This window comes from Thomasclavelia spiroformis DSM 1552 (assembly GCF_025149465.1).
Lineage (GTDB): Bacteria > Bacillota_I > Bacilli_A > Erysipelotrichales > Coprobacillaceae > Thomasclavelia > Thomasclavelia spiroformis.
Genome location: NZ_CP102275.1, coordinates 25,664 through 48,810 on the forward strand (window position 1 = coordinate 25,664; position 23,147 = coordinate 48,810).

15 protein-coding genes are annotated in these 23,147 nt (G+C 27.2%); 11 read left to right on the plus strand and 4 right to left on the minus strand.

The window, feature by feature from the left end:
• Window positions 1–57: 57 nt before the first annotated feature.
• Entirely contained in the window at window positions 58–663 is a 606-nt protein-coding gene (locus NQ543_RS00125) for an ECF transporter S component (protein WP_004610842.1), read from the minus strand.
• A 174-nt stretch (window positions 664–837) separates the two neighbouring features.
• On the opposite strand from NQ543_RS00125, the gene NQ543_RS00130 reads away from it, so the two are divergent.
• Window positions 838–1,479 (plus strand): YggS family pyridoxal phosphate-dependent enzyme, encoded by a 642-nt coding sequence (locus tag NQ543_RS00130; RefSeq protein ID WP_039904797.1) that lies wholly within the window; start codon window positions 838–840, stop codon window positions 1,477–1,479.
• Between the two features lie 334 nt (window positions 1,480–1,813).
• Entirely contained in the window at window positions 1,814–2,557 is a 744-nt protein-coding gene (locus NQ543_RS00135; RefSeq protein ID WP_004610840.1) for a sporulation initiation factor Spo0A C-terminal domain-containing protein, read from the plus strand.
• 70 nt (window positions 2,558–2,627) lie between these two features.
• Here the strand turns inward: NQ543_RS00135 and spo0A are convergent, their stop codons facing one another.
• Complete coding sequence (spo0A, locus tag NQ543_RS00140) at window positions 2,628–3,443, minus strand: sporulation transcription factor Spo0A (RefSeq protein WP_004610839.1); 816 nt, start codon at window positions 3,441–3,443, stop codon at window positions 2,628–2,630.
• A 282-nt stretch (window positions 3,444–3,725) separates the two neighbouring features.
• Here spo0A and NQ543_RS00145 point away from each other — a divergent pair, with 282 nt between their 5' ends.
• The 3 genes from NQ543_RS00145 to NQ543_RS00155 all read left to right on the plus strand — a co-directional run bounded on the left by NQ543_RS00145 (window position 3,726) and on the right by NQ543_RS00155 (window position 8,518).
• Window positions 3,726–5,231 (plus strand): LCP family protein, encoded by a 1,506-nt coding sequence (locus tag NQ543_RS00145; RefSeq protein WP_004610838.1) that lies wholly within the window; start codon window positions 3,726–3,728, stop codon window positions 5,229–5,231.
• A 138-nt stretch (window positions 5,232–5,369) separates the two neighbouring features.
• Window positions 5,370–6,887 carry an LCP family glycopolymer transferase gene (locus NQ543_RS00150; RefSeq protein ID WP_004610837.1) on the plus strand — a complete coding sequence of 506 codons (1,518 nt, stop codon included), beginning with the start codon at window positions 5,370–5,372 and terminating at the stop codon, window positions 6,885–6,887.
• Between the two features lie 107 nt (window positions 6,888–6,994).
• The gene (locus NQ543_RS00155; protein WP_187362831.1) at window positions 6,995–8,518 is read left to right on the plus strand and encodes a L,D-transpeptidase; all 1,524 of its coding nucleotides are present in this window, start codon (window positions 6,995–6,997) and stop codon (window positions 8,516–8,518) included.
• 53 nt (window positions 8,519–8,571) lie between these two features.
• Here NQ543_RS00155 and NQ543_RS00160 read toward each other — a convergent pair whose 3' ends face one another.
• The gene (locus tag NQ543_RS00160; protein ID WP_004610835.1) at window positions 8,572–9,426 is read right to left on the minus strand and encodes a YitT family protein; all 855 of its coding nucleotides are present in this window, start codon (window positions 9,424–9,426) and stop codon (window positions 8,572–8,574) included.
• Between the two features lie 136 nt (window positions 9,427–9,562).
• Here NQ543_RS00160 and rfbA point away from each other — a divergent pair, with 136 nt between their 5' ends.
• Genes rfbA through rfbB form a run of 3 tightly spaced genes read left to right on the plus strand, consistent with a single transcriptional unit; the run spans window position 9,563 to window position 12,057 of the window.
• Window positions 9,563–10,444 (plus strand): glucose-1-phosphate thymidylyltransferase RfbA, encoded by an 882-nt coding sequence (rfbA, locus tag NQ543_RS00165; protein ID WP_004610834.1) that lies wholly within the window; start codon window positions 9,563–9,565, stop codon window positions 10,442–10,444.
• Between the two features lie 11 nt (window positions 10,445–10,455).
• The gene (rfbC, locus tag NQ543_RS00170) at window positions 10,456–11,031 is read left to right on the plus strand and encodes a dTDP-4-dehydrorhamnose 3,5-epimerase (RefSeq protein ID WP_004610833.1); all 576 of its coding nucleotides are present in this window, start codon (window positions 10,456–10,458) and stop codon (window positions 11,029–11,031) included.
• Complete coding sequence (rfbB, locus tag NQ543_RS00175) at window positions 11,032–12,057, plus strand: dTDP-glucose 4,6-dehydratase (RefSeq protein WP_004610832.1); 1,026 nt, start codon at window positions 11,032–11,034, stop codon at window positions 12,055–12,057.
• A gap of 27 nt (window positions 12,058–12,084) precedes the next feature.
• Here rfbB and NQ543_RS00180 read toward each other — a convergent pair whose 3' ends face one another.
• Window positions 12,085–13,248 carry a MerR family transcriptional regulator gene (locus NQ543_RS00180; protein ID WP_039904891.1) on the minus strand — a complete coding sequence of 388 codons (1,164 nt, stop codon included), beginning with the start codon at window positions 13,246–13,248 and terminating at the stop codon, window positions 12,085–12,087.
• Window positions 13,249–13,354: 106 nt separating this feature from the next.
• Here NQ543_RS00180 and NQ543_RS00185 point away from each other — a divergent pair, with 106 nt between their 5' ends.
• From NQ543_RS00185 to NQ543_RS00195, 3 genes are all read left to right on the plus strand, one after another.
• On the plus strand, window positions 13,355–14,137 hold the full coding sequence (locus NQ543_RS00185) for a YihY/virulence factor BrkB family protein (protein ID WP_148344844.1): 783 nt from the start codon (window positions 13,355–13,357) through the stop codon (window positions 14,135–14,137).
• Between the two features lie 165 nt (window positions 14,138–14,302).
• Window positions 14,303–17,962, plus strand: a complete 3,660-nt coding sequence (locus NQ543_RS00190; RefSeq protein WP_004610829.1) for a glucosaminidase domain-containing protein — start codon at window positions 14,303–14,305, stop codon at window positions 17,960–17,962.
• A gap of 161 nt (window positions 17,963–18,123) precedes the next feature.
• Window positions 18,124–21,774 (plus strand): Ig-like domain-containing protein, encoded by a 3,651-nt coding sequence (locus tag NQ543_RS00195; RefSeq protein ID WP_004610828.1) that lies wholly within the window; start codon window positions 18,124–18,126, stop codon window positions 21,772–21,774.
• The last annotated feature ends 1,373 nt before the right edge of the window (window positions 21,775–23,147 follow it).

Below are 23,147 nucleotides of genomic sequence, written 5' to 3' on the forward strand. Positions count from 1 at the left end.
AAAAATAGCTAGTTAACTGATTTAGCAGTTATCTAGCTATTTCATATTAAAATAAAATTATTTATATTTTTTGCTATTGTCTGGTGAGAGCTTAGTTAATAAATTATTTTTAATTAATCTAGGTCTAATGATTAGATAAATTGATGATGATAGAATAATAGTAATAATTGCGTTTACTACAGTTGTAATAGCATTCCAACTTGCTAAGGTAGCAGCCGCTTTTTGAGGAGTTCCTAAGATAATTAAGTTATAAAAATATCCAAATATAGGTTCTCCAATAATATTAAAAAGCATGCCAGCTGATGAAGAAATTATTACATAAACAAATAATTTTGAATCATTTTTAGAATTATTAATTTTAAAAATTTGATGAGCAAATAAGCCAGTAAAAATACCAATTAACAATTTTAAAATTATTGTTTTAGGTGCATAAGTGACATATGTTGGATCAAGTAAGTCACCAATTCCCATGCCAATAGCTCCAGCTAAGCCACCAGGAATTCCACCTAGTAATAATGCTGCTAAAATACAAAATGTATTTCCTAAATGAAATGAAGTAGTTCCGCCAGGAGTTGGTATTTTGATTTGTAAAAAAGTAAAAGATATATAAGCTAGTGCTGACATTAATCCAATTGTTGCTAGTTTTAATGTTTTATTATTCATATATTTATCCCCCTTGATTCAATATATTAACATTAATCTGTGTGTTTAAAAATATACAGATTATGTTAAAATAAAGTGTACAGTTAAATTTAAAATATAAAACTATTATTAAAGCCATGATAATGATATTATATTTTTAGGAAAAATATTTAAATGAGTAAGGAGGATCTTAATATGGTAGTAAATGAATTGGCAGTTAAAAAAATATTAGATGAATTGAATGATGTAAAATTAATTGCAGCTACTAAATATGTAGGTATAGATGAAATTAATAAATTAGAGAACTTAGGAGTAATGTATTTTGGAGAAAATCGTGTTCAAGCATTTTTAGAAAAATATCAAAAATATAACGGTAATTGTAAATTTCATATGATTGGAACATTACAACCTAATAAAGTAAAATATATAATTGATAAAGTTGATCTAATCCATTCAGTAGATAGCTATTCATTAATAAAAGAAATTGAAAAACAAGCAAACAAACATAATTTGGTAATGAAAGTTTTAATTCAGGTTAATATATCTAAAGAAGAAAGTAAACATGGTTTTAAGGTTGAAGAGATAGAAGAAGTATTTGATACATTAAAAAATTATCCGCATATTGAAGTAAAAGGATTAATGATGATGGCCCCGAATATTGAAGCAGAAAAGACAAGAGAATATTTTAAATTAACACAGGATTTATTTAATCAACTAAAAATTAAATATCCTGAATACTCTTTAACTGAGTTATCAATGGGAATGTCAAATGATTATAAAATAGCTTTAGAATATGGGGCAACAATGGTAAGAATTGGAAGTAGTTTATTTAAATAAAATTATAAGTCTAATTTGGTCTATTAAATATTTTTGATTAAAAGTATTGATTTTATAAGAAAAATAAGATATTTTAATATAAGAGGAAAATAATGATATATAGTTGATTTATGGGTTTTAACATACATAAAGGGGAAATTAAGTATAAAAATTATTACTATATATGTTATTGATAGTACTTAAAAAATTGCGTTAAGTATTGGCAAATTATTTTGATAAATATAAATATTTTATAGAGCATGTATTAAGGTTTTTATTTATAAATGATGTGTTCAAAATGGGAATAAATTATATGGGGAGGAAAAGTGCATAAAAAGTACTTAAGTTATTTAAAATGAATAAGAAGATACGCATTGTAGTTTTAACAGAAGATTATTTATTGAAAGAAAGTTTAGTTAATAAAATAAATAGTAATAGTGATTATGAAATAATAGGTATATTTGATGATGGTATAAAATGTTTGAAGTATTTGATAAATCATGAAAGTGATTTATTTGTAATTGATTTTATGCTTACTAATATTGATGCAGTAGGTCTGATAACACAATTGAAAAAGAATAATCCACAATCATTTAAGAAATTGATCTGTATTAGTGATTTTGATATATTAATATTTGATATTCTAAAGGAATTATCAATAGATTACTGTTTAAGAAAACCATTTAATTTAGATTATTTTATGGAAATAGTTAAACGTATGTTCGATGATAAATTTGAAAATTCTAAAAAAAAAGATAACAAACTTATAAAAAATGAATTGAATAAAATTTTTATCGATATTGGTGTGCCATGTCATCTAAAAGGATATAACTATTTATTAACAGGTATAAGTGAAGTATGTAACAATATTAATTTATTAGATGAAGTAACTAAAAAGTTATATCCTAGCATAGCTAGAAAATGTGGTACCACAGCATCTAGAGTAGAACAATCAATAAGGCATGTTATCAAAGTAACATGGATGAATGGTAATCAAAAAGAATTGGAAAAGATATTTGGAATAAGAGCAAAAAGAAGACCATGCAATTCAGAGTTTATTTCAAAAATGGCAGATACCTTGTCAACTAGTTATTATTAATAAAAAAACAGTTTTTAGCTAATTATCTAAAAACTGTTTTTGTTTAAAATTTACAAATAGAAATACTTATTTATAAATAACTATGACGACTAGCTGCTTTGGTTTGATGTTCTAAACGTAATTTATCAGCAATCATAGCAATAAATTCTGAATTAGTCGGTTTTGATTTAGTAGCACTAACTGTATAACCAAAAATATCATCAATAGCATCTGTGTTTCCACGATTCCATGCAACTTCGATTGCATGACGAATTGCTCTTTCGACTCTTGAAGCAGTTGTACTATATTGTCGAGCAATATCAGGATAAAGTACTTTAGTAACTTGTCCAAGTAATTCAATATTGTAATAAGTAGATAAAATTGCAGTTCTTAAATACATGTAACCTTTTATATGAGCAGGAATTCCTACTTCATGAAGAATTTCTGTTATTTCATTTTCTAACTTAATCTTTTTGTATTTTTCAGATTCATTTTGATTCATATCTTTCATATCTTCCAATGATACTTTCATAATTGAATTTAAAGTATTTGTGAAATAATTAATATCAAATGGTTGTTTAAAACAGTAGTTAACATTTAGTTTCTCTAAATTTTCACAAATTAAAGGATTTGTAAAACTAGTGATACATACAACTTTATTATATGCATGACTATTGATTGTTTTTAATTTGTTTAAAACTCCAATTCCATCAATATTTGTTAACATTAAATCAATAATTAATAAATCACAATTATTAGTTGATAAATAATTTAAACAATTTGTTGCGTTATCACTTGTACCAATAACTGTAAAATTATTTGTTTTAATTATACTTTCTTTAATATTATTTAGTAAATCTTTGTTTTCTTCTAAAATATATACAGTATATTTTTTCATGTCTGTCATCTTTTTATTCCCCTTTCGCTTTGTAGACAAAATTTATTATATTTATACACCATTAAAGATGAAAGACTTTAAGTATAAAAAAATTTTGATTTAGAAAACTAATGAAAGGAATTTTTTAAATATGTAAATTTTTCGTGTTAATTCGAGAAAAATTAACGAATTGTAAAGGATAATAACGACAGTTGTCGAAAGAAAAAAATGTTATAATTTCGATATAAATTTGTATTATAAAACATAATATGATATTATTTAACAAGATAATTAAAGTATAGAGGAGGTCACATGAAAGAAAATAAGTTTGTAAGATTTATAACTTCTAAGTATTTAGTATTAACAGTACAATTAATTGCAACTGCAGTTTTTACATATTTTATATTTGTATTAAATATAATTCCATTAAAACATTTAATACCGATAATAGTAATTTTAGCATTATTAATAATAATCTTTTTCATTATTATGTATAGTGGACAAAAAAAGCAAAAACAAGGTTTACGTAGCAAAAGAGGTGCTATAACTAAAATTATTAGCTTATTGATAAGTATAGTATTAATGATTGGAACCACGTATATTATGAGAAGTGAATCATTTTTTAATAATGTAACAGATGTTAGTACACAAAAATATTTGGTATCAGTAATTACTATGAAAGATAACGAAAAAACAAAATTAGAGCAATTTGATGGCGATAAATTTGGAGTTTCTTATCAACATGATTCGACAACAATAGCTAAAGCTATTTCAGATATGGAAGATGAAATAGGTGAACAAGAGTATACAAGATATGATAAATATTCAATGCTTGCCGATGCTTTATATGAAGGTAAAGTAGATGCAATAGTCGTAGGTCAAGAATATAAATCAATGTTAGAAGCAAATCATGAAAATTTTGATAATGAAACAAAAGTTATTAAATCATATGAATATGATGCAAAATTAAGCGTAACAACAAAACAAACTGATGTTACAGAAAATCCATTTAATGTATATGTAACTGGAATTGATACTTATGGTAGTGTCAACACTGTATCTAGAAGTGATGTAAATTTAATTGTTACAGTTAATCCAAAAACAAAACAGATTTTAATGACAAGTATTCCACGTGATTGTGAAATAGAATTAGATCGTAATGGAAAAATGGATAAATTAACACATACTGGTATTTATGGTACAAGTGAAACAATTAATACAATTGAAAATTTCTTAGATATGCAAATCAATTATTATGCAAGAACAAATTTTAGTGGTATAACTAATATTATTGATGCATTAGGTGGAATTACAGTAGAATCAGATTATAGTTTTGAAACATTGCATGGTAATTATCAAATTAAAAAAGGTAAAAATGAAATGGATGGCGATATGGCATTATGTTTTGTACGTGAAAGATATGCATTGCCAAATGGAGACTTTGATCGTGGTAAGAATCAACAAAAAGTTTTAAAAGCAATGATGGATAAAGCAATGTCACCAAAAATTATTACTAATTTTAATAACATTTTAAGTGCAATTGAAGGAAGTTTTGAAACCGATATGTCAAGTAATGAAATTAAATCTTTAATCAATATGCAATTAAATGATATGGCAGATTGGTCAATATATGATGTTCAAGTTCAAGGAAAAGGCTATATGACTACTAAAACTTACTCTATGCGTGGAAGTGAAGTATATGTAATGAAGCCAGATAAAGATCAAGTGAAAAAGATAGCAGAGCTTATTAATTCAGTTGAAGAAGGAAAGAAAATAACTGACGAAGATATAGCAGAAATAGATAATTCACAAAATTAAAAAATAAATGGGATGTTTATTTGAACATCTCATTTTATTTTCTATAATAAAAACATTTATTCTTAACAATTCAATTATTTACTAATTTTTCTTTGATATGATATTATAATATGATAATATAAAACTGTTATTTATGGGGTGAAGATTGTGAAAAAGAGAAGAAGAAGAAAAAGTGTATTTTCTAAATTAACTTCAAAAGGAGTAATATTAACAATTCAATTAATTACATCAATAGTATTTTTAACATATATTTTTAATTTAAAAGTTGTTCCACTAAAATACTATATGATTTTGGTAATATTAATAATTATGTTGTTTTTAGCAGAGACAATATGGATAACATCAGGATTGAGAAAAAAAAGAAGAACTGGTTCAATAAGCAGGGTATTTTTTAGCAAAATTACTAGTTTAATATTATCAATATTATTAATAACAGGGAGTGTTTATGCATCCATTGGAGATAATTTCATTAGTAATATTACTGATGCTTTTATGCAGACACGAGTTATTGCCGTTTATGCTTTGAAAACTAGTAATATTGAAGAAGTAAATGATTTAAATGGTAAATTAATTGGAATTGAAAATAAAAAAAGTACTTCATATATTACAAAAGCTTTGGTAGAAATTCAAGATAAGACAAATAAAGAACCCGAAAAGGAAGTATATAAAGATTATATTCAATTAGCAGATGCTTTATATAAAGGTGATGTTGATTGTATTATTGCAGATCAATCATATTTAAGTACTTTAGAAACAAATCATGAGGGATTTGTAGATGAAACTAATGTAATTTATACATTAGAGATACAAGAAAAAATAGAAACAGTAACAACTAAAACAGATGTAGTAGATAACCCTTTCATTGTTTATTTAACAGGAATAGATACATATGGTTCTGTATCAACAATATCTCGAGCAGATGTTAATTTGGTGGTTTGTGTAAATCCAATCGATAAACAAATATTATTAATTAGTGTTCCACGTGATACACAAATAAATTTACATAGAAATGGTAAAATGGATAAATTAACTCATTCAGCCATGTATGGAATTAATGAAACAATTCAAACATTAGAAGACTTTTTGGATATGAAAGTTAATTATTATGCAAAAACAAATTTTAGTGGTATAATCAATATCATTGATTCATTAGGTGGTGTAGAAGTCGAATCTCCATATGCATTTACTACCTTACATGGCAATTATGAAATAAAAAAAGGGATGAATGAAATGGATGGTGAAAAAGCTTTATGCTTTGTACGTGAAAGATATACTTTACCACATGGTGATTTCGATCGTGGAAAAAATCAACAACGTCTTTTAAAAGCAATGTTGAAAAAAGCAATGTCACCTAAAATTATTACTAACTATAAAAATATTTTAGCAGCAATTGAAGGAAGTTTTGAAACCGATATGTCAAGCGATGATATTAAATCATTAATAAATATGCAATTAGATGATATGGCAAATTGGGATATTTTTAATGTACAAATTACTGGTAAAGACTCTCAATCATATAATACATATTCACAAAAAGGACAAAAGACATATATTACTATTCCAGATAAAGAAGTTTTAAATAAAATAAAAAAAGTTATTAATAAAATAGAAAGTGGCAAAAAACTAACAGAAAAAGATATCGAAGGATTAAACTAGTCGACAACATATGTCGACTTTTAAGTATTATCAAATAAGAATAGTTTTTAATGTTAATTATGTTTAATAATTGATTCAGTTAATTTTTGTGATATAATGGTCATAAAATGAAAAAGAGGAGTAGTTATTCGAGTATCATGAAAAAGAAAAGAAGAAGAGTAAGGACAAGGATTAAAGTTATTGGAGTTCTTTTATTAGGATATATATTATTTTTTGCTTTTACATCAATATACTATCGAGATAAGTGGTATCCTAATACTACTGTTAATAGCATAGATGTATCAAATTTAACATATAATGAATCAAAGGAAGAAATTGCTAATAGGGTTAATAATTATAAGTTAGAGATTATTGGAAAAAATGATATTTCATTTAAAATAAACGGTAAGGATATTGATTTAAAAGCTACTTATGAAAAAAATCTAGAAAAGAGTTTTTCTAATCATCTTGATGGTCGTAGTTTATTTGGAATATTTGCAAATCACGATTATGAAGTTAATTTGAAGATAACTTACAATCAAGATAAATTAGAAAAATTAATTAATAATTCAGTATTGGTCAATGGAAGTGACGATTATAAAATTGAAGAATCAATTCCAGATCATGTTGAATATGACGAAAAAACTCAAACAGGCAAAATTGTTGAAGGAGTAAATGGAAATAAATTAGATATAGATGAATTTAAAACAATTATTAAAGAAGCATTAAAAGATGTTCAAACTAAAATTGATTTAACTGATAAAGAAGCATGTCCAGATGTTTATGAAAAATCAACTAATAAAAATATTGAAAAACAATTATCTACATATAATAGTTATCTTTTAAATTGGATTACATGGGATATGGGAGAAGGAGTAACAGAAACTATTACACCTGATGACATTAAAGATTGGCTTATTATTGGTGATTCTGGTAAAGTAACTTTAGATAAGGATGAAATGAGTGAATGGATTGAAGATTTTTGTTTGAAATATAAAACAGTAGGAAAAACTCGTCATTTTACTACTCATACCGGACAAGTTATAGAAATTTCGGGCGGTGATTATGGATGGCGACTTGATTATGATAAAATAGTAGAACAAGTTTATGATATAATTACTGAAAAAACTGACGAAGATCTAATAAATGCTTATATTGAAAATAAAAATCAAGAAAATATAGATAAATTAACTACTAAATTAGAACCAATTTATAGCAATAAAGGATATAAAAAAGATTACCAAAATTTTGAAAATGATTGGGATACTAAAAATTATAGTGAAATTGATTTGACGGAACAAAGGATTTATGTCTATCGTGATGGCCAATTAGCATATTCATGTATTTGTGTCAGTGGTTTACCAACAGAAAAGCAAGATCGAATTACTCGTACGGGAGTATGGTATATTAAAGAAAAAAGATTAGAAAAAGTTTTAGTTGGTGAAGATTATGAAACGCCAGTAAAATATTGGATCAGAATTATGTGGACTGGAACAGGGTATCATGCGTTAAATCGTAGTGATTGGGATAAGTGGACACCTGATTTATATAAAACAAAAGGCTCACATGGATGTTTAAATTTAAAAGAAGAAGATGCTAAAAAATTATATGAATTAATTAATTCAGGTGATCCAGTATTTATTCATTATTAAAAAATAAAAAAGAGATTGTTACACTTAATAAAGTGTGATAATCTCTTTTTTGGTTATTTTTGTATATATTTTTTTTCTGAAGAAAAGCCCTTTCCACGAACTTCATTAACTTTATTTATAATCATAAATGCATCACTATCAATTTGATAAACGTAGTTATTTAAAAGTGTTAATTCACGATTATTAACAACTGTTAATACAATAGGATACTTATTATGCATAAAACCTGTTTCACCATGAATTAATGTAGAACCACGATCTAATTTATTAATAATCATATTATTAATTTGTTCAAATTTAGAACTAACAATTTTTACCTGAATTTGTGATTTTCCAATTACTAAAACTTTATTTAGTACAATAGTATAAATTAGTACCAACAAAATCCCATAGAAAACCATTTCACGTTTGCGAATCAACATTTGACCAAGCAAAATAAAAAAATCAAAAGCATACATACTAATAGAAATAGGAATTCCTAATTTTTTATTTAAAATCAACGGAGGAATATCCATACCACCAGTACTAGCTCCACATCTAATAACTAATCCAATAGCAACACCAATCATAATTCCCGCAAAAATAACACATAATAAAGTATCATTACTCATTATCTCATTTTTAAAAATATTCTCTAAAATTCCTAAGATAAATGGATAATAAAATGAACTTATTAAAGTAGTTAAAGCAAATTTCTTACCCAAAATTTTCCATCCTAATAAAAACATACAAATATTAAAGATAGAAACAAATAATGTAACAGGAATATTCAATGTTGTATTTAGAAATAGTGCTATACCAGTTGTTCCACCTGTAATTAAATCATTAGGAAGGATGAACATTGCCACAGCAAGAGCATAGAGTGTATTTCCAACTAATATCCCTATAATAACTTTTATATCTTTCATCTAACCACACTTTCTTTAAATATCTTACATATTTTAGCTTATAATTTTCATTTATTCAATAAAAATAAATATAATCCTTGACCATTACGTAACGTTAGGGTTTAATATAGGATATGTAAATAAGGAGGAATATAAAATGAAAGGTATTGTATTGGCAGGAGGATCTGGAACGAGATTATATCCTTTAACGCAAGTAACAAGTAAACAGTTATTACCAATTTATGATAAACCAATGATTTATTATCCATTAAGTATTTTAATGGAAGCAGGAATTAAAGATATTTTAATTATTTCTACACCAGATGATACACCACGATTTGAAGAATTATTAGGTGATGGAAGTCAATTTGGAATCTCATTACAATATAAAGTACAACCATCACCAGATGGATTAGCTCAAGCGTTTATAATTGGTGAAGAATTTATCGATGGAGAAGCGTGTGCAATGGTACTAGGAGATAATATTTTCCATGGACATGGATTAGGTAAACATTTAAGAGCTGCAGCTAATAAATTTAGTGGAGCAACAGTATTTGGATATTATGTTGATGATCCAGAAAGATTTGGAGTAGTTGAATTTGATGAAAATGGAAAGGCTATTTCTTTAGAAGAAAAACCAGCTAATCCTAAATCTAATTATGCAGTAACAGGGTTATATTTCTATGATAAAAATGTTGTTGAATATGCTAAAAGTATAAAACCTAGTGCACGTGGTGAGTTAGAAATCACAGATTTGAATAAAATTTATTTAGAAAAGGGTAATCTAGATGTAACTTTATTAGGACAAGGTTTTACATGGCTAGATACAGGAACTCATGAAAGTTTAGTAGATGCAACTAATTTTGTGAAAACTGTAGAAACACATCAAAATCGTAAGATTGCTTGTTTAGAAGAAATTGCATATAATAATGGATGGATTACTAAAGATCAATTAAGTAAGTCATATGAATTGTATAAAAAGAATCAATATGGTAAATATTTAAAAGATGTTTTAGATGGTAAATTTATAGATCAATAAGGAGAAATTATATGAAAGTAATTGAAACTGAAATTCCTGGAGTATTAATTATTGAAACAGATGTTTTTGGTGATCACCGTGGATATTTTACAGAAACTTATTCTAAACCTAAATATGAGAAATTAGGAATAACTGTTGATTTTGTTCAAGACAATATGTCATTTAGCGGACAAAAAGGAACATTAAGAGGTTTGCATTGGCAAAATCCACCATATGCTCAATCTAAATTAGTATCATGCACTAAAGGAAAAGTTATAGATGTTGCTGTAGATATTCGTAAAGGAAGTCCTACTTATGGTAAATGGGTATCTGTAGAATTAAGTGCAGAAAATCATCGTCAATTCTTTATTCCTCAAGGCTTTGCACATGGATTTTTAACTTTAACAGATGATGTAGAATTTAGATATAAAGTAGATAATGTATATAATAAGGAATCTGAAGGTGGTATGCGTTATGATGATCCTACATGTAATGTTGATTGGGGTAAATTATTAGATGGAATTGAACCAGTTTTAAGTGAAAAAGATATGACTGGACCAACACTTGAAGAATCAAATAATCAATTTGTATACGAAGGAGATAAATAAATGAAAATTTTAGTAACAGGTGGAGCAGGTTTTATTGGAGGAAACTTTGTTCATTATATGGTTGAAAATCATCCAGAAGATATGATTGTAAACTTAGATTTATTAACTTATGCTGGTAATTTAGAAACTTGTAAACCAGTTGAAGGTAAACCAAATTATAAATTTGTAAAAGGTGATATTGCTGATCGTAAGTTTATCTTTGATTTATTTGAAAAAGAAAAATTTGATATTGTAGTAAACTTTGCTGCAGAATCACATGTTGATAGAAGTATCACAGATCCTGAAATTTTTGTTAAAACAAATGTAATGGGAACTACTACTTTATTAGATGCAGCTAAAGAATTTGGGGTAAAAAGATATCATCAAGTTTCTACTGATGAAGTATATGGTGATTTACCATTAGATCGCCCAGATTTATTCTTTACAGAAACAACACCATTGCATACTTCTAGCCCATATAGTTCTTCAAAAGCTTCTGCAGATTTATTTGTATTAGCTTATCATAGAACATATGGCTTGCCAGTAACAATTTCAAGATGTTCTAATAACTATGGACCATATCATTTCCCAGAAAAACTTATCCCATTAATGATTTCTAGAGCATTAGCTGACGAAGAATTACCAGTATATGGTAAAGGTGATAACGTTCGTGATTGGTTACATGTATATGATCACTGTGTTGCAATTGACTTAATTATTAGAAATGGTCGAGTTGGTGAAGTTTATAATGTAGGTGGTCATAATGAAAGAACAAATCTAGAAGTTGTTAAAACTATTTTAAAAGCTTTAAATAAACCTGAATCTTTAATTAAATTTGTTGAAGATAGAAAAGGACATGATAGAAGATATGCTATTGATCCAACTAAGTTAGAAACTGAACTTGGATGGAAACCAAAATACAATTTCGATACAGGTATTCAACAAACTATTCAATGGTATTTAGATAATAAAGAATGGTGGCAAAATATCTTATCTGGTGAATATCAAAATTATTTTGAAAAAATGTATGCTGGAAAAGTAAAATAATAAAAGAGCTAATTTTTAGCTCTTTTATTATTTAGTACATATAAATAATCCACAATCTTTAGTTATTTTAATACCATTTTGTTTATTTATTAAATCATTGATATAGTGTTTAAATTCTTTTAAACGATTACTAAGATATTCATTTTGATTACCATGACAACTAAGTATATAATCAATCAATGGTTGTGCTTCATTAACTAATAAATAATCATCATATTTTTTTAGTTCAACAAAGCTAAAATATTTTGATAAAATCTCCTTTCCATTTTCCAATCCAAAATGATCAGGTAGAAAATTTATTGATAAAGAAATCCTGTTATCGAATTGTTTAACTATTTCAGTTATTTCTTTCATATGCAATTTACTATATGTACTACAATAAAAAGTACCTCCAGATTTTAATACCCTAGTTATTTCTTGTAAACCACGATTAAGATCGTTTAAGTAAAATAAAACATGATTAGCAATTATATTATCAAAATAATTACTTTTAAAAGGAATATCATTGCAATCAATTATTAAATAGTTATAATCATCACCTAAACGTTGTTTTGTCTCTTCTATCATACCAGCAGAATTGTCTGATAGAAATATTTCTCGATTACGTAAATTATAATGATTATTTTCCCAAAGTTTACCATTACCACATCCAATTTCTAGCAGTCGATAAACAGTTGAAAAATCAATTTGTTCAAATATCCAAGAAAACCAATCATTTTTGTTAACTGAGAAAGTATCATGAAAACTTATTCGAGTATCTAAGTTATTTGTATTCATATAGTGTTCAATTATTTTATCTTCAATTGATGATAGATTGATTAATTCAATAATTTTATCCCAAGGAATTTCTTCTTTATTTAATAATTTTTTTGTTGATTTAAGTGATTCTTTTAAAGCATTTAATTTTTGGATTTTTTGATCTAATAAAGAAATTTGTAGTTGAATTGATTTTTTAAAACTGTTTTTATCATTATCTTGAATTAAAGGATAAATTTCTTCTAATGAAAATCCTAATTGTTTTAAAGATACAATTTTTTGTAATGTAATTAAATCGTTATTACAATATCGTCGATAACCATTATTGAGTACTTTTGTTGGCTTTAAAAGACCAATTTTATCATAGTATCTAATTGTTCTTATTGTTACACCGGCAATTTTAGCAAATTCACCTGTCGAATATAATTTTTCCATATTTATATTATAAGTCATTTTATAAATAAATGAAAGTTATTGCCCAGGAAATTAATTGTATATAAATGCTTTCTAATATATACTAAATATGATAGGGGAATGTATTATGAAAAAAGTAATAAATAATATTTATATCCAAATAAACTATAAAATATCTAATTATAGAAGAAAGGTTAGTAAAAATGCCAGTATTTCTTTAGCATATTATTTGATTATGTCAATAGTTCCAATCTGTTCATTATGCGCATTTTTATCTTCATTATTTAATATTGATTTAAGTAATTTAGAAGTATTACTTACTGAATATTTAACACCGGAATTTTCAAATATTGTTACAAGTTCACTAACAGCTAAACATATTAGTATTTCATCAATGGTTGTGCTTATAATTTCTTTGTATGTAGTTAGTAAAGGAATCAATCAAATGTATGAAATTTCAAAAACACTATTTAATTACACAAGTAATCGAAATTTTATAGTTGAAAGAATGATAACAGTCTTTAAAACATTAATAGTACTTATTTTACTAATGCTAATAACTTCATTATTAGCATTTATACCAATTATTAATAGTTTTATTAATCTTAGTAATATATTTATTTTTGATAATACATATTTGTTTTTAGTATTATTTATTTTGTTATCATTAATATATAAAATAATACCAGGAGTAAAAGTAGCTTGGATCGATACTATGAAAGGAACAGCTATAGCAAGTATTTTATTATTATTATTAATATTAGGTTTGAAATATTATTTTAGTATTAGTGATTATACTACTGTATATGGTCCTTTAGCATCATTTGTTGTAATTATGATTACATTCATGTTTGTATCTGAGATAATTTATATTGGGATGTATGTGGTAGCTAAGGGATATAAGAAATAGTATTGTTATGAAATAAATATCAAAATTTTTGATAATGTTATTTATAGGTGTAGTATTAAATAATGCTAGACATTTTAACAAATTATGTGATTAATAAAATGATATAGTATTTTAGACAAATCATTGATATAATGCCAACGGAGAGAAAAAAAGGAGGATTATTAGATGCAAAATATCTTTAAAAAGATTTTAGCGGTATTAATTGTAATAACCGTATGTATTTCAAATAGTTATTTTTTGATAGATGTTTCAGCAAAAGAAAAAGCAGCATCTACTCTTGATGATTACAAAGATAAAACAGAAGTAGGAGCAATACTCGATACTAATCAAGAAATAACGACAATGGATGAAAATGGAAATGTTCATCCATTAGAAGAAACGGATGTTATAAATAGAAGACAAGTAATGGATGCTCAACCAAGAATTAGTAATTCATCTGTTGCGGTAGTAAATTTTAGAACTAAAAGTTCATCATCATATAATACCGAATATACAGAGGTTACTACTGGTAGAGCTGGGTATACAAATGGTTACTATGCAGCTGATGGAGCATTTTTAGGATATGATAATGAATCAAATCCAACAAAAGTAAAATTTATGCAGGCTGGTGTAGTTGGTTGGGTTAATGTTAATGAAGTTCAAGTTTTAGAATATACAAGCTCTGCAGTAAACACATTAAGTAAATATTACGTGAAAAATGGTAGAATATATCATGGTATTAGTACTAATCTAGCAAGTAGTAATTATGGATCAGCCTTAGATTATGGACCTAAACCATCGTATTTAAAAGAAGGTGTGGATTATTATAGCTACGATGGTCACTATTTTTATGAAGGAAGTACATATGCAAGCTATGCAAAAATGTTGAATGATTATCGTAATAATACTAGAGCTAATTCAGTGAATAGCTCTTCACCATACTATAATTATTATGAGTATCTTTCTCATCGAAGTATTACTGCTTATAGTGCAGTTGAGTTAAATAATGCTATAGCTTCAATGGTTACAGCATCAGAAAATAGTTATGGACGTACGTCAAAATTGAGAAATATGGCTGATGCCTTTATTGAAAATCAAAATAAATATGGAACTAATGCTTTACTTATGATTGGAGTAGCAGCAAATGAAAGTGCATGGGGTTGTAGTAGAATTGCAGCAGAAAAAAATAATTTATTTGGGCATGCAGCATATGATAGTGATCCTGGAGGAAGCGCAAATGGATATTCGTCTGTAGAATATAGCATTTATTATCATTCATCACAATTCATATCTAAAGGATATTTAGATCCTGTTACAGATGGTAGATATTTTGGAGCTAATTTAGGAGATAAAGGTAGTGGAATTAATGTTAAGTATGCTTCTGATCCTTATTGGGGAGAAAAAGCAGCAGCAGTATGTTGGAAAATAGATAGCTATTTAGGATCAAAAGATTCATATAAATATACAATTGTTATTAAAGATACGATCAATGCTAATCATAGCGTTATAAATATAAAAAGCGATGCAGTATCAAATTCAAATACACTTTATTCAACTTATCCCAAAAGTAAAACAACTACTTTAAAAAATCAAGCACCTGCTAATTATCCATTTATTATTTTAAAAAATGGAGAAAAAAATAATTATTATAAAATACAATCAGATGGTGCGGTAAATAGTAATCGTACAGGAATTATAAATATGCCTAGTCAGGCTGAATATTCTTTTGATAAAGATTATGGATATATTCCAAAATCAAGTGTAACAGTAGTAAGCAACGGTTTTAATTCTAGTTCATCAATAGCCCAAAATACTGAAAATGTTACTGGACAGCCAACAGGAAAAGATAGTAGTGAACCAACTATTTCATATAGTGCTAATAGTCAAGATATTGGTTGGTTAGAACAAGTAACGGAACCAAATACAGCAGGTACTACAGGAAGATCATTGGATTTATATCAAATTAAAATATCTTTAGCAAATGCTGTGAAATCGGCAAAACTATCAGCTAAAGTTTATAGTGATGGTAAATGGCTAACCTATGATAAAATTACCGCAGACACAGAAATTGGAAATGCTGATAAAGCATTACAAATTGTTAACTTTAATTTAAGTAATCAAGCTGGATATCGATTACAGTATCGAGTTCATAGTGCTGATATCGGTTGGCAACCATGGGTTAATCAAGGTGAAGATGCAGGAATAAGTGGAAAAAATATTCAAGCAATTGATTTTAAATTAGTAAGAGATGGTTCTGTAATAATTACAAAACCAAGTATTTATTATCAAGCTCATATAAGCCAAGACGGTTGGTTAGATTATGTAGGTGATAGTGAAATAGCTGGGAATATTGAAAAATCTTATGCACTAGAAGCTTTTAAAATTGGAATTGATAATATCAGCAGTAATTATCAATTGAATGTAAAAACATATGATAAAGTAAATGGTTGGGTAAATTATGATAATGTAAAAGGAGATACAATTATTGGTAGTACAGGTAAATCATTATCATTACAAGCAATCAATGCTACGTTAAATAATAATGATGGATACAAATTACAATATCGAACATATTTATCTAATCAAGGATGGTCAGATTGGACTAATCAGGGTTCAGTAAGTGGAGTTACATCAGGAGATAATGAAATAAAAGCAGTAATGTTTAGAATTATTCAAGATTTATCAATTTCTAGTGTAACATTGAACAAACAAGAAACAACACTTGTAAAAGGGACAACTGAAACACTAAAAGCAACGATCAATCCAAGTGATACAACAGACAGCAAAGCATTGACATGGACAACAAGCAACAGTAAAGTAGCAACAGTAGACAGTAATGGAAAAGTAACAGGAATATCAGAAGGAGAAGCTACAATTACAGTAAGAACAAGTAATGGAAAAACAGCAAGCTGTGAAGTAACGGTAATAGAACAAGAACCAGAATTGGTTTATCAGGCACATGTAGCTGATTATGGCTGGTTAGAAACAGTTGGTGATGGAGAAACAGCAGGAACAACTGGCAAAAACAAACAGATGGAAGCCATTAAGATAAATTTGATAAATAATGTATATAAAGGTACAGTGGAATACAGTGCACATGTAGCTGATTATGGCTGGATGGCATGGACAGATAATGGAAACCAGGCAGGAACAACTGGTGAAAACAAACAGATGGAAGCTATCAAAATTAAATTAACGGGTGAGCTTGAAGAGAAATATGATATATATTATCGAGTACATGCAGAGGAATTAGGATGGCTAGATTGGACATCAAATGGAAAAGCAGCAGGGACAGCAGGATATTGTTATCAGATTGAAGCAATTGAAATAAAATTGGTAGAAAAAGGAAGCAGGGCACCCGGAGCAACAGAAAGAGCATATGTGCAGAAAAGATATATAAAATATGCTTCGCATGTAGCTGATTATGGATGGCTATCAGATGTATATGATGGAAGTATTTCAGGAACAATAGGAAAATGCAAACAGATGGAAGCAATAAGCATTTCATTAGAAAATCAGCCATATGGAGGGAATATCGAATACCGAACACATAGTGCAGATATTGGATGGCAGGAATTTAGAAGCAATGGAACGGTTGCAGGAACAGTAGGAAGAAATAAGCAGATGGAAGCGATAGAAATCAAGCTTACAGGAGAAATGGAAAAAGAATATGACATCTACTATCGTGTACATATAGCCGATTATGGCTGGTTAGATTGGGCAAAAAATGGAGCAAGTGCCGGAAGTGAAGGAATGTCCAAAAGAATAGAGGCAATAGAAATAAGGATTGTTCAAAAAGGAGGAAGCGAGCCAGGGAATACAGTAAGACCGTTTATAAAAAAATAATTGAGATAAAAAAGAGGAAGATTTAAATTTATTGATTTTTAATAAATTTTAAATCTTCCTTTATTTATGTCTTATAAGAATCTAAAATATGTTTTAACTTATCTTTTTTGTATTAAAAAGTATGATTATATGTAGTAAAATATAATCAGGAGGAATGTAATATGAAAATTAAATTAGTTATTGCAATGTTAATAGGTTCATTAATTATGGGGTCATTTACAGTTATATCTGTTTATGGAAAAAATGATGAACTTGATACAACATTATTAGAAGAACATGCGGGGGGATTATTGGATTATACTAAAATGTATGGTTTAGAAAAAGAGGAGGTAAAACCAATAACACATAATCGTTATTTACGTTCAAGTGCACCTCAAGAAAACAATTATCTTGCAATAATGGTTGAATTTCCTGATAAAACAGGAACAAGTCTTGATGATGTACAAACATTAAGCAAGGCCGAGGCTGTAATGAATAAGGGTAATCGAAATATGGAAACACCCAACGGTAGCGTACCGATTATTTCATTAAAAGAATATGTTGAAAAATATACATATCATAAAATGACTACTAAAACTACTTTTTTTCCACAAGATAAAAGCGGTAATGTAGTATCAGTAATGTTATCAAAAAATCGCAGTTATTACATGAAAAAATCTGCTAGTAATCCAAATGGTTACACATTAACTCAAGCTCGTGAAAGAGAAGAAGAGTTAGTAAATGAAATTCTATCTAAAGCTAAAGAAAGTATCGAAAGAGTTTTTAATGCAAGTGATTTAGATAAAAATAATGATGGTAATGTTGATGCTATTTCTTTTTTTATTGAGGCTGATAAAGTAACTGAGGATAAAGTAGAATGGTCTGATTTATTATGGTCTCATAAAATTAGTGGGATGAATTTAAATGTTACTTTAGAAGGAAAGAAAGTTAATACATATAACTTAATTAATACTTATGATAGTAATTATTTAGGTGGCGTTTTTTCAATGAACCAAGGTACTTATGGTACAATTATTCATGAGTATATGCATGTTTTAGGATTACCTGATTTATATCGTTATAATAGCGGTGGTGATCCAGTTGGATTTTATGATATTATGGCTACTACAACAAATTATAACCCACAGGGTATATTGGCATATATGACAAGCGAGTATAACAATTTAGGATGGAATAGCTTATCGGAGGTAAAATCGTCTACAAGTGTTACTTTGAATAAGCCACAATATTCTAACCCAAGTGAAAAAAGAGCTGTTAAAATAGTTTCACCAGTTAATGAAGATGAGTTTTTTATTGTGGAATATTATGAAAAACGAGATAAAGTTTATGCATCTGATACAAGTATTAGTGATGGACTTGTTGTATATCGAATTAATTCTAAAGTAAAAAATGGAAATATGAATGGTACTTCAACTGGGAAAAATGATTATTTATATGTTTTTAGGCCAAATGAAACTGGTTGTGGTAAAGGAGAAGGAAATCTAAATCAAGCAGTATTAAGTAAAAATGGTCGCAGTAGCATTGGTAAACCACTTAATACAACGTATAGTTGGAATAATGATACATTATTTTATAGTAATGGTACAAATAGTGGGATTACTATTAATATCACTAGTAGTAGTAGCAATAGTATAACTTTTGATATTAATGTACCAATAGTTCAAGGTGATGGAAGTACTGCTAAACCATATTTAATTAGTAGTGTTGATGATCTTGATTTAATTAGAAAAAATAGTACAAAAGTATTTAAATTACTAAATGATATTGATTTAAGCGGTGTTAGTAATTTTCAAACAATTTCCAATTTTAGTGGAACTTTAGATGGAAATGGTTTTGCTATTAAAAATTTAACACTTAATAATCAATCAAGCTTTATAAACACCTTATCAAGTAGAGGAGTTGTTAAGAATTTAAATTTTGAAAATATTTCAATTACAAATAGAAATTCTTCACATACTGGAATCTTTGGAACAGTTAGTGGTCAATTGGAAAATATTGCAATTAAATCAGGAAAAATATCTAATCAATCAAGTAATAATGGTCAATATTTAGGGACTGGAGCATTAGCAGGAGTATTATCTAGTGGAGGAGCGATTAAAGATTGTTATAGTAGTGCCAATGTAACTCAAGGAATAAATGTAGGTGGTTTAATTGGTTTAAATCAAAATGGAACAATTCAAGATTGTTATGTTAATGGTGTTGTAAGCAGTGGTAAGAAAAGTAGTGGAGCTGTAGTTGGAACACAATATTTTACAAGTTATGATCGATATAAACAACCTGAAAATGTATTGTATGATATTAATAAAACTAAACAAAATGAAGCAATTGGAACAGTTTATGGAAGTGATAAATTAATTGATAACAAAACAGGTAAAGAAGGATTTATTGGAGTTGATTTATTAAAAGAGATAACATTAGATATATCTGGTATAAAAGAAAAGGAACTTGGTCTAACGATTAAAGCTAATCCAATAATAAGTCTATCAAAAAAAGTGACTATTAAAGATACTAGTATTGCTACTTATAATAGTATTACCAATAGAATTCAAGCACATAAGAGAGGAAAAACAGAATTAACAGTATCATTACCAGTCGGTAATAATACAATGATACTTTCATCAACGATAAATGTTATTAATTCAAATATACCAATAACAAGAGTTACATTAGATAGATCATTATTAACTCTAAATTTAAATCAATCTACTAATTTAAAAGCAACGATCAATCCAAGTGATACAACAGACAGTAAAGCATTGACATGGACAACAAGCAACAGTAAAGTAGCAACAGTAGACAGTAATGGAAAAGTAACAGGAATATCAGAAGGAGAAGCTACAATTACAGTAAGAACAAGTAATGGAAAAACAGCAAGCTGTAAAGTAACGGTAATAGAACAAGAACCAGAATTGGTTTATCAGGCACATGTAGCTGATTATGGCTGGTTAGAAACAGTTGGTGATGGAGAAACAGCAGGAACAACTGGCAAAAACAAACAGATGGAAGCCATTAAGATAAATTTGATAAATAATGTATATAAAGGTACAGTGGAATACAGTGCACATGTAGCTGATTATGGCTGGATGGCATGGACAGATAATGGAAACCAGGCAGGAACAACTGGTGAAAACAAACAGATGGAAGCTATCAAAATTAAATTAACGGGTGAGCTTGAAGAGAAATATGATATATATTATCGAGTACATGCAGAGGAATTAGGATGGCTAGATTGGACATTAAATGGAAAAGCAGCAGGGACAGCAGGATATTGCTATCAGATTGAAGCAATTGAAATAAAATTGGTAGAAAAAGGAAGCAGGGCACCCGGAGCAACAGAAAGAGCATATGTGCAGAAAAGATATATAAAATATGCTTCGCATGTAGCTGATTATGGATGGCTATCAGATGTATATGATGGAAGTATTTCAGGAACAATAGGAAAATGCAAACAGATGGAAGCAATAAGCATTTCATTAGAAAATCAGCCATATGGAGGGAATATCGAATACCGAACACATAGTGCAGATATTGGATGGCAGGAATTTAGAAGCAATGGAACGGTTGCAGGAACAGTAGGAAGAAATAAGCAGATGGAAGCGATAGAAATCAAGCTTACAGGAGAAATGGAAAAAGAATATGACATCTACTATCGTGTACATATAGCCGATTATGGCTGGTTAGATTGGGCAAAAAATGGAGCAAGTGCCGGAAGTGAAGGAATGTCCAAAAGAATAGAGGCAATAGAAATAAGGATTGTTCAAAAAGGAGGAAGCGAGCCAGGAAATACAGCAAGACCGTTTATAAAAAAATAAATGTAAAATAATAAAAGAGGCTCTAAATAATCAGGCGCTTTAATAAAAATTGCTCTAAAATACCTATCGGTTTTGGTGAATAATTTGGAGGATGTTTAGACCTAATTTTTTCTCCTTTGTTTATATAAGTAATCAAAAATAACTTTGAGTTATAGGAGTTTAGATAATCTTCATTTAATACGGAGTGATTAATCACTCCGTATTTTAAAAATGTCTGAAGAATTACTATCTGTAACAGATAATGATTTTTTGTATTATAAATATTTTCATTTAGCATAAGTGCATATGTATTTCTTTGTACCATTTTATATAATATGTAGTATGGTATTATTGAATGGGATGCATTCTTTTTATTTTCTAAAGATTTCAAAATATAGATTAATGGAATAATTGTATCTTAATCCCATGTTTGTAAGACAGATAAAAATTATTATAACAAAATAATACATTATATATTAGATAATGTCCTAAAATCCAATGAAACTTTAGTTAGTCTTATATGTTTTTATTATTTTTTATAGGGTTTTCTCTAAGGTTAATTGTAGAGTTAATTTTGTTTTTTAAAATTGTTTCATATTTGTTTTGAGAGTATAAAATTTTGCTTTTTTTATATGTTGAAAATTAGTTATTATCATGAATTGATTAAAAGAGTGATAAAACATATTTAAGATTATAAATTATGAATATCTACATAGTCTAATATTTGAATATATAAAAGGTTTCTATAATTTCTATAATATGATAAGAGTATATTTACATTATGATTTTAAATCATCTAATAAATAAATATATTTAATTAGCAGCAATTAATTAAATTTCTTACATTTATGTAGTCAAAAATCTTGGCATAGTAGCATATTTTATTTAAATAGTAATATGGAGTCAATCAGGTGGCAGTTTATTTGATGTTGAGATAAATTATAAAAAAGTGTATACTAAAAATAGTTAGTATAAGTATAATAATATGAAAACAAATAATTTTATTAATTTGTTGAAAATAATAAAGTTTAACATATATAAAAGAATAATTGATTAGAGTTTTGATGTATTACAATAAATATAAATAGCATTTATACTGAAAATAAGAAATATAAAAAATTTATTATATTATAAAGTGAATAAGTGAGTGTTTTAAAACTATTAAATTATAATCTAAAATAGATATGACTATTTTTATTTTATAATCATAATTTATGATATAGTAATATAAAATTTTTATTGCCACATATTGATATTTAAGATTTGTAATATTAGTATAAGAGAAATAAAATTTGTTAATATTTATCTTATGTTATAAATAATTTTATTATGTATGAAGTTTTTAAAAATAGTATATAAGAAGATATCAAATCATAAAAAAATAAATATTAAAG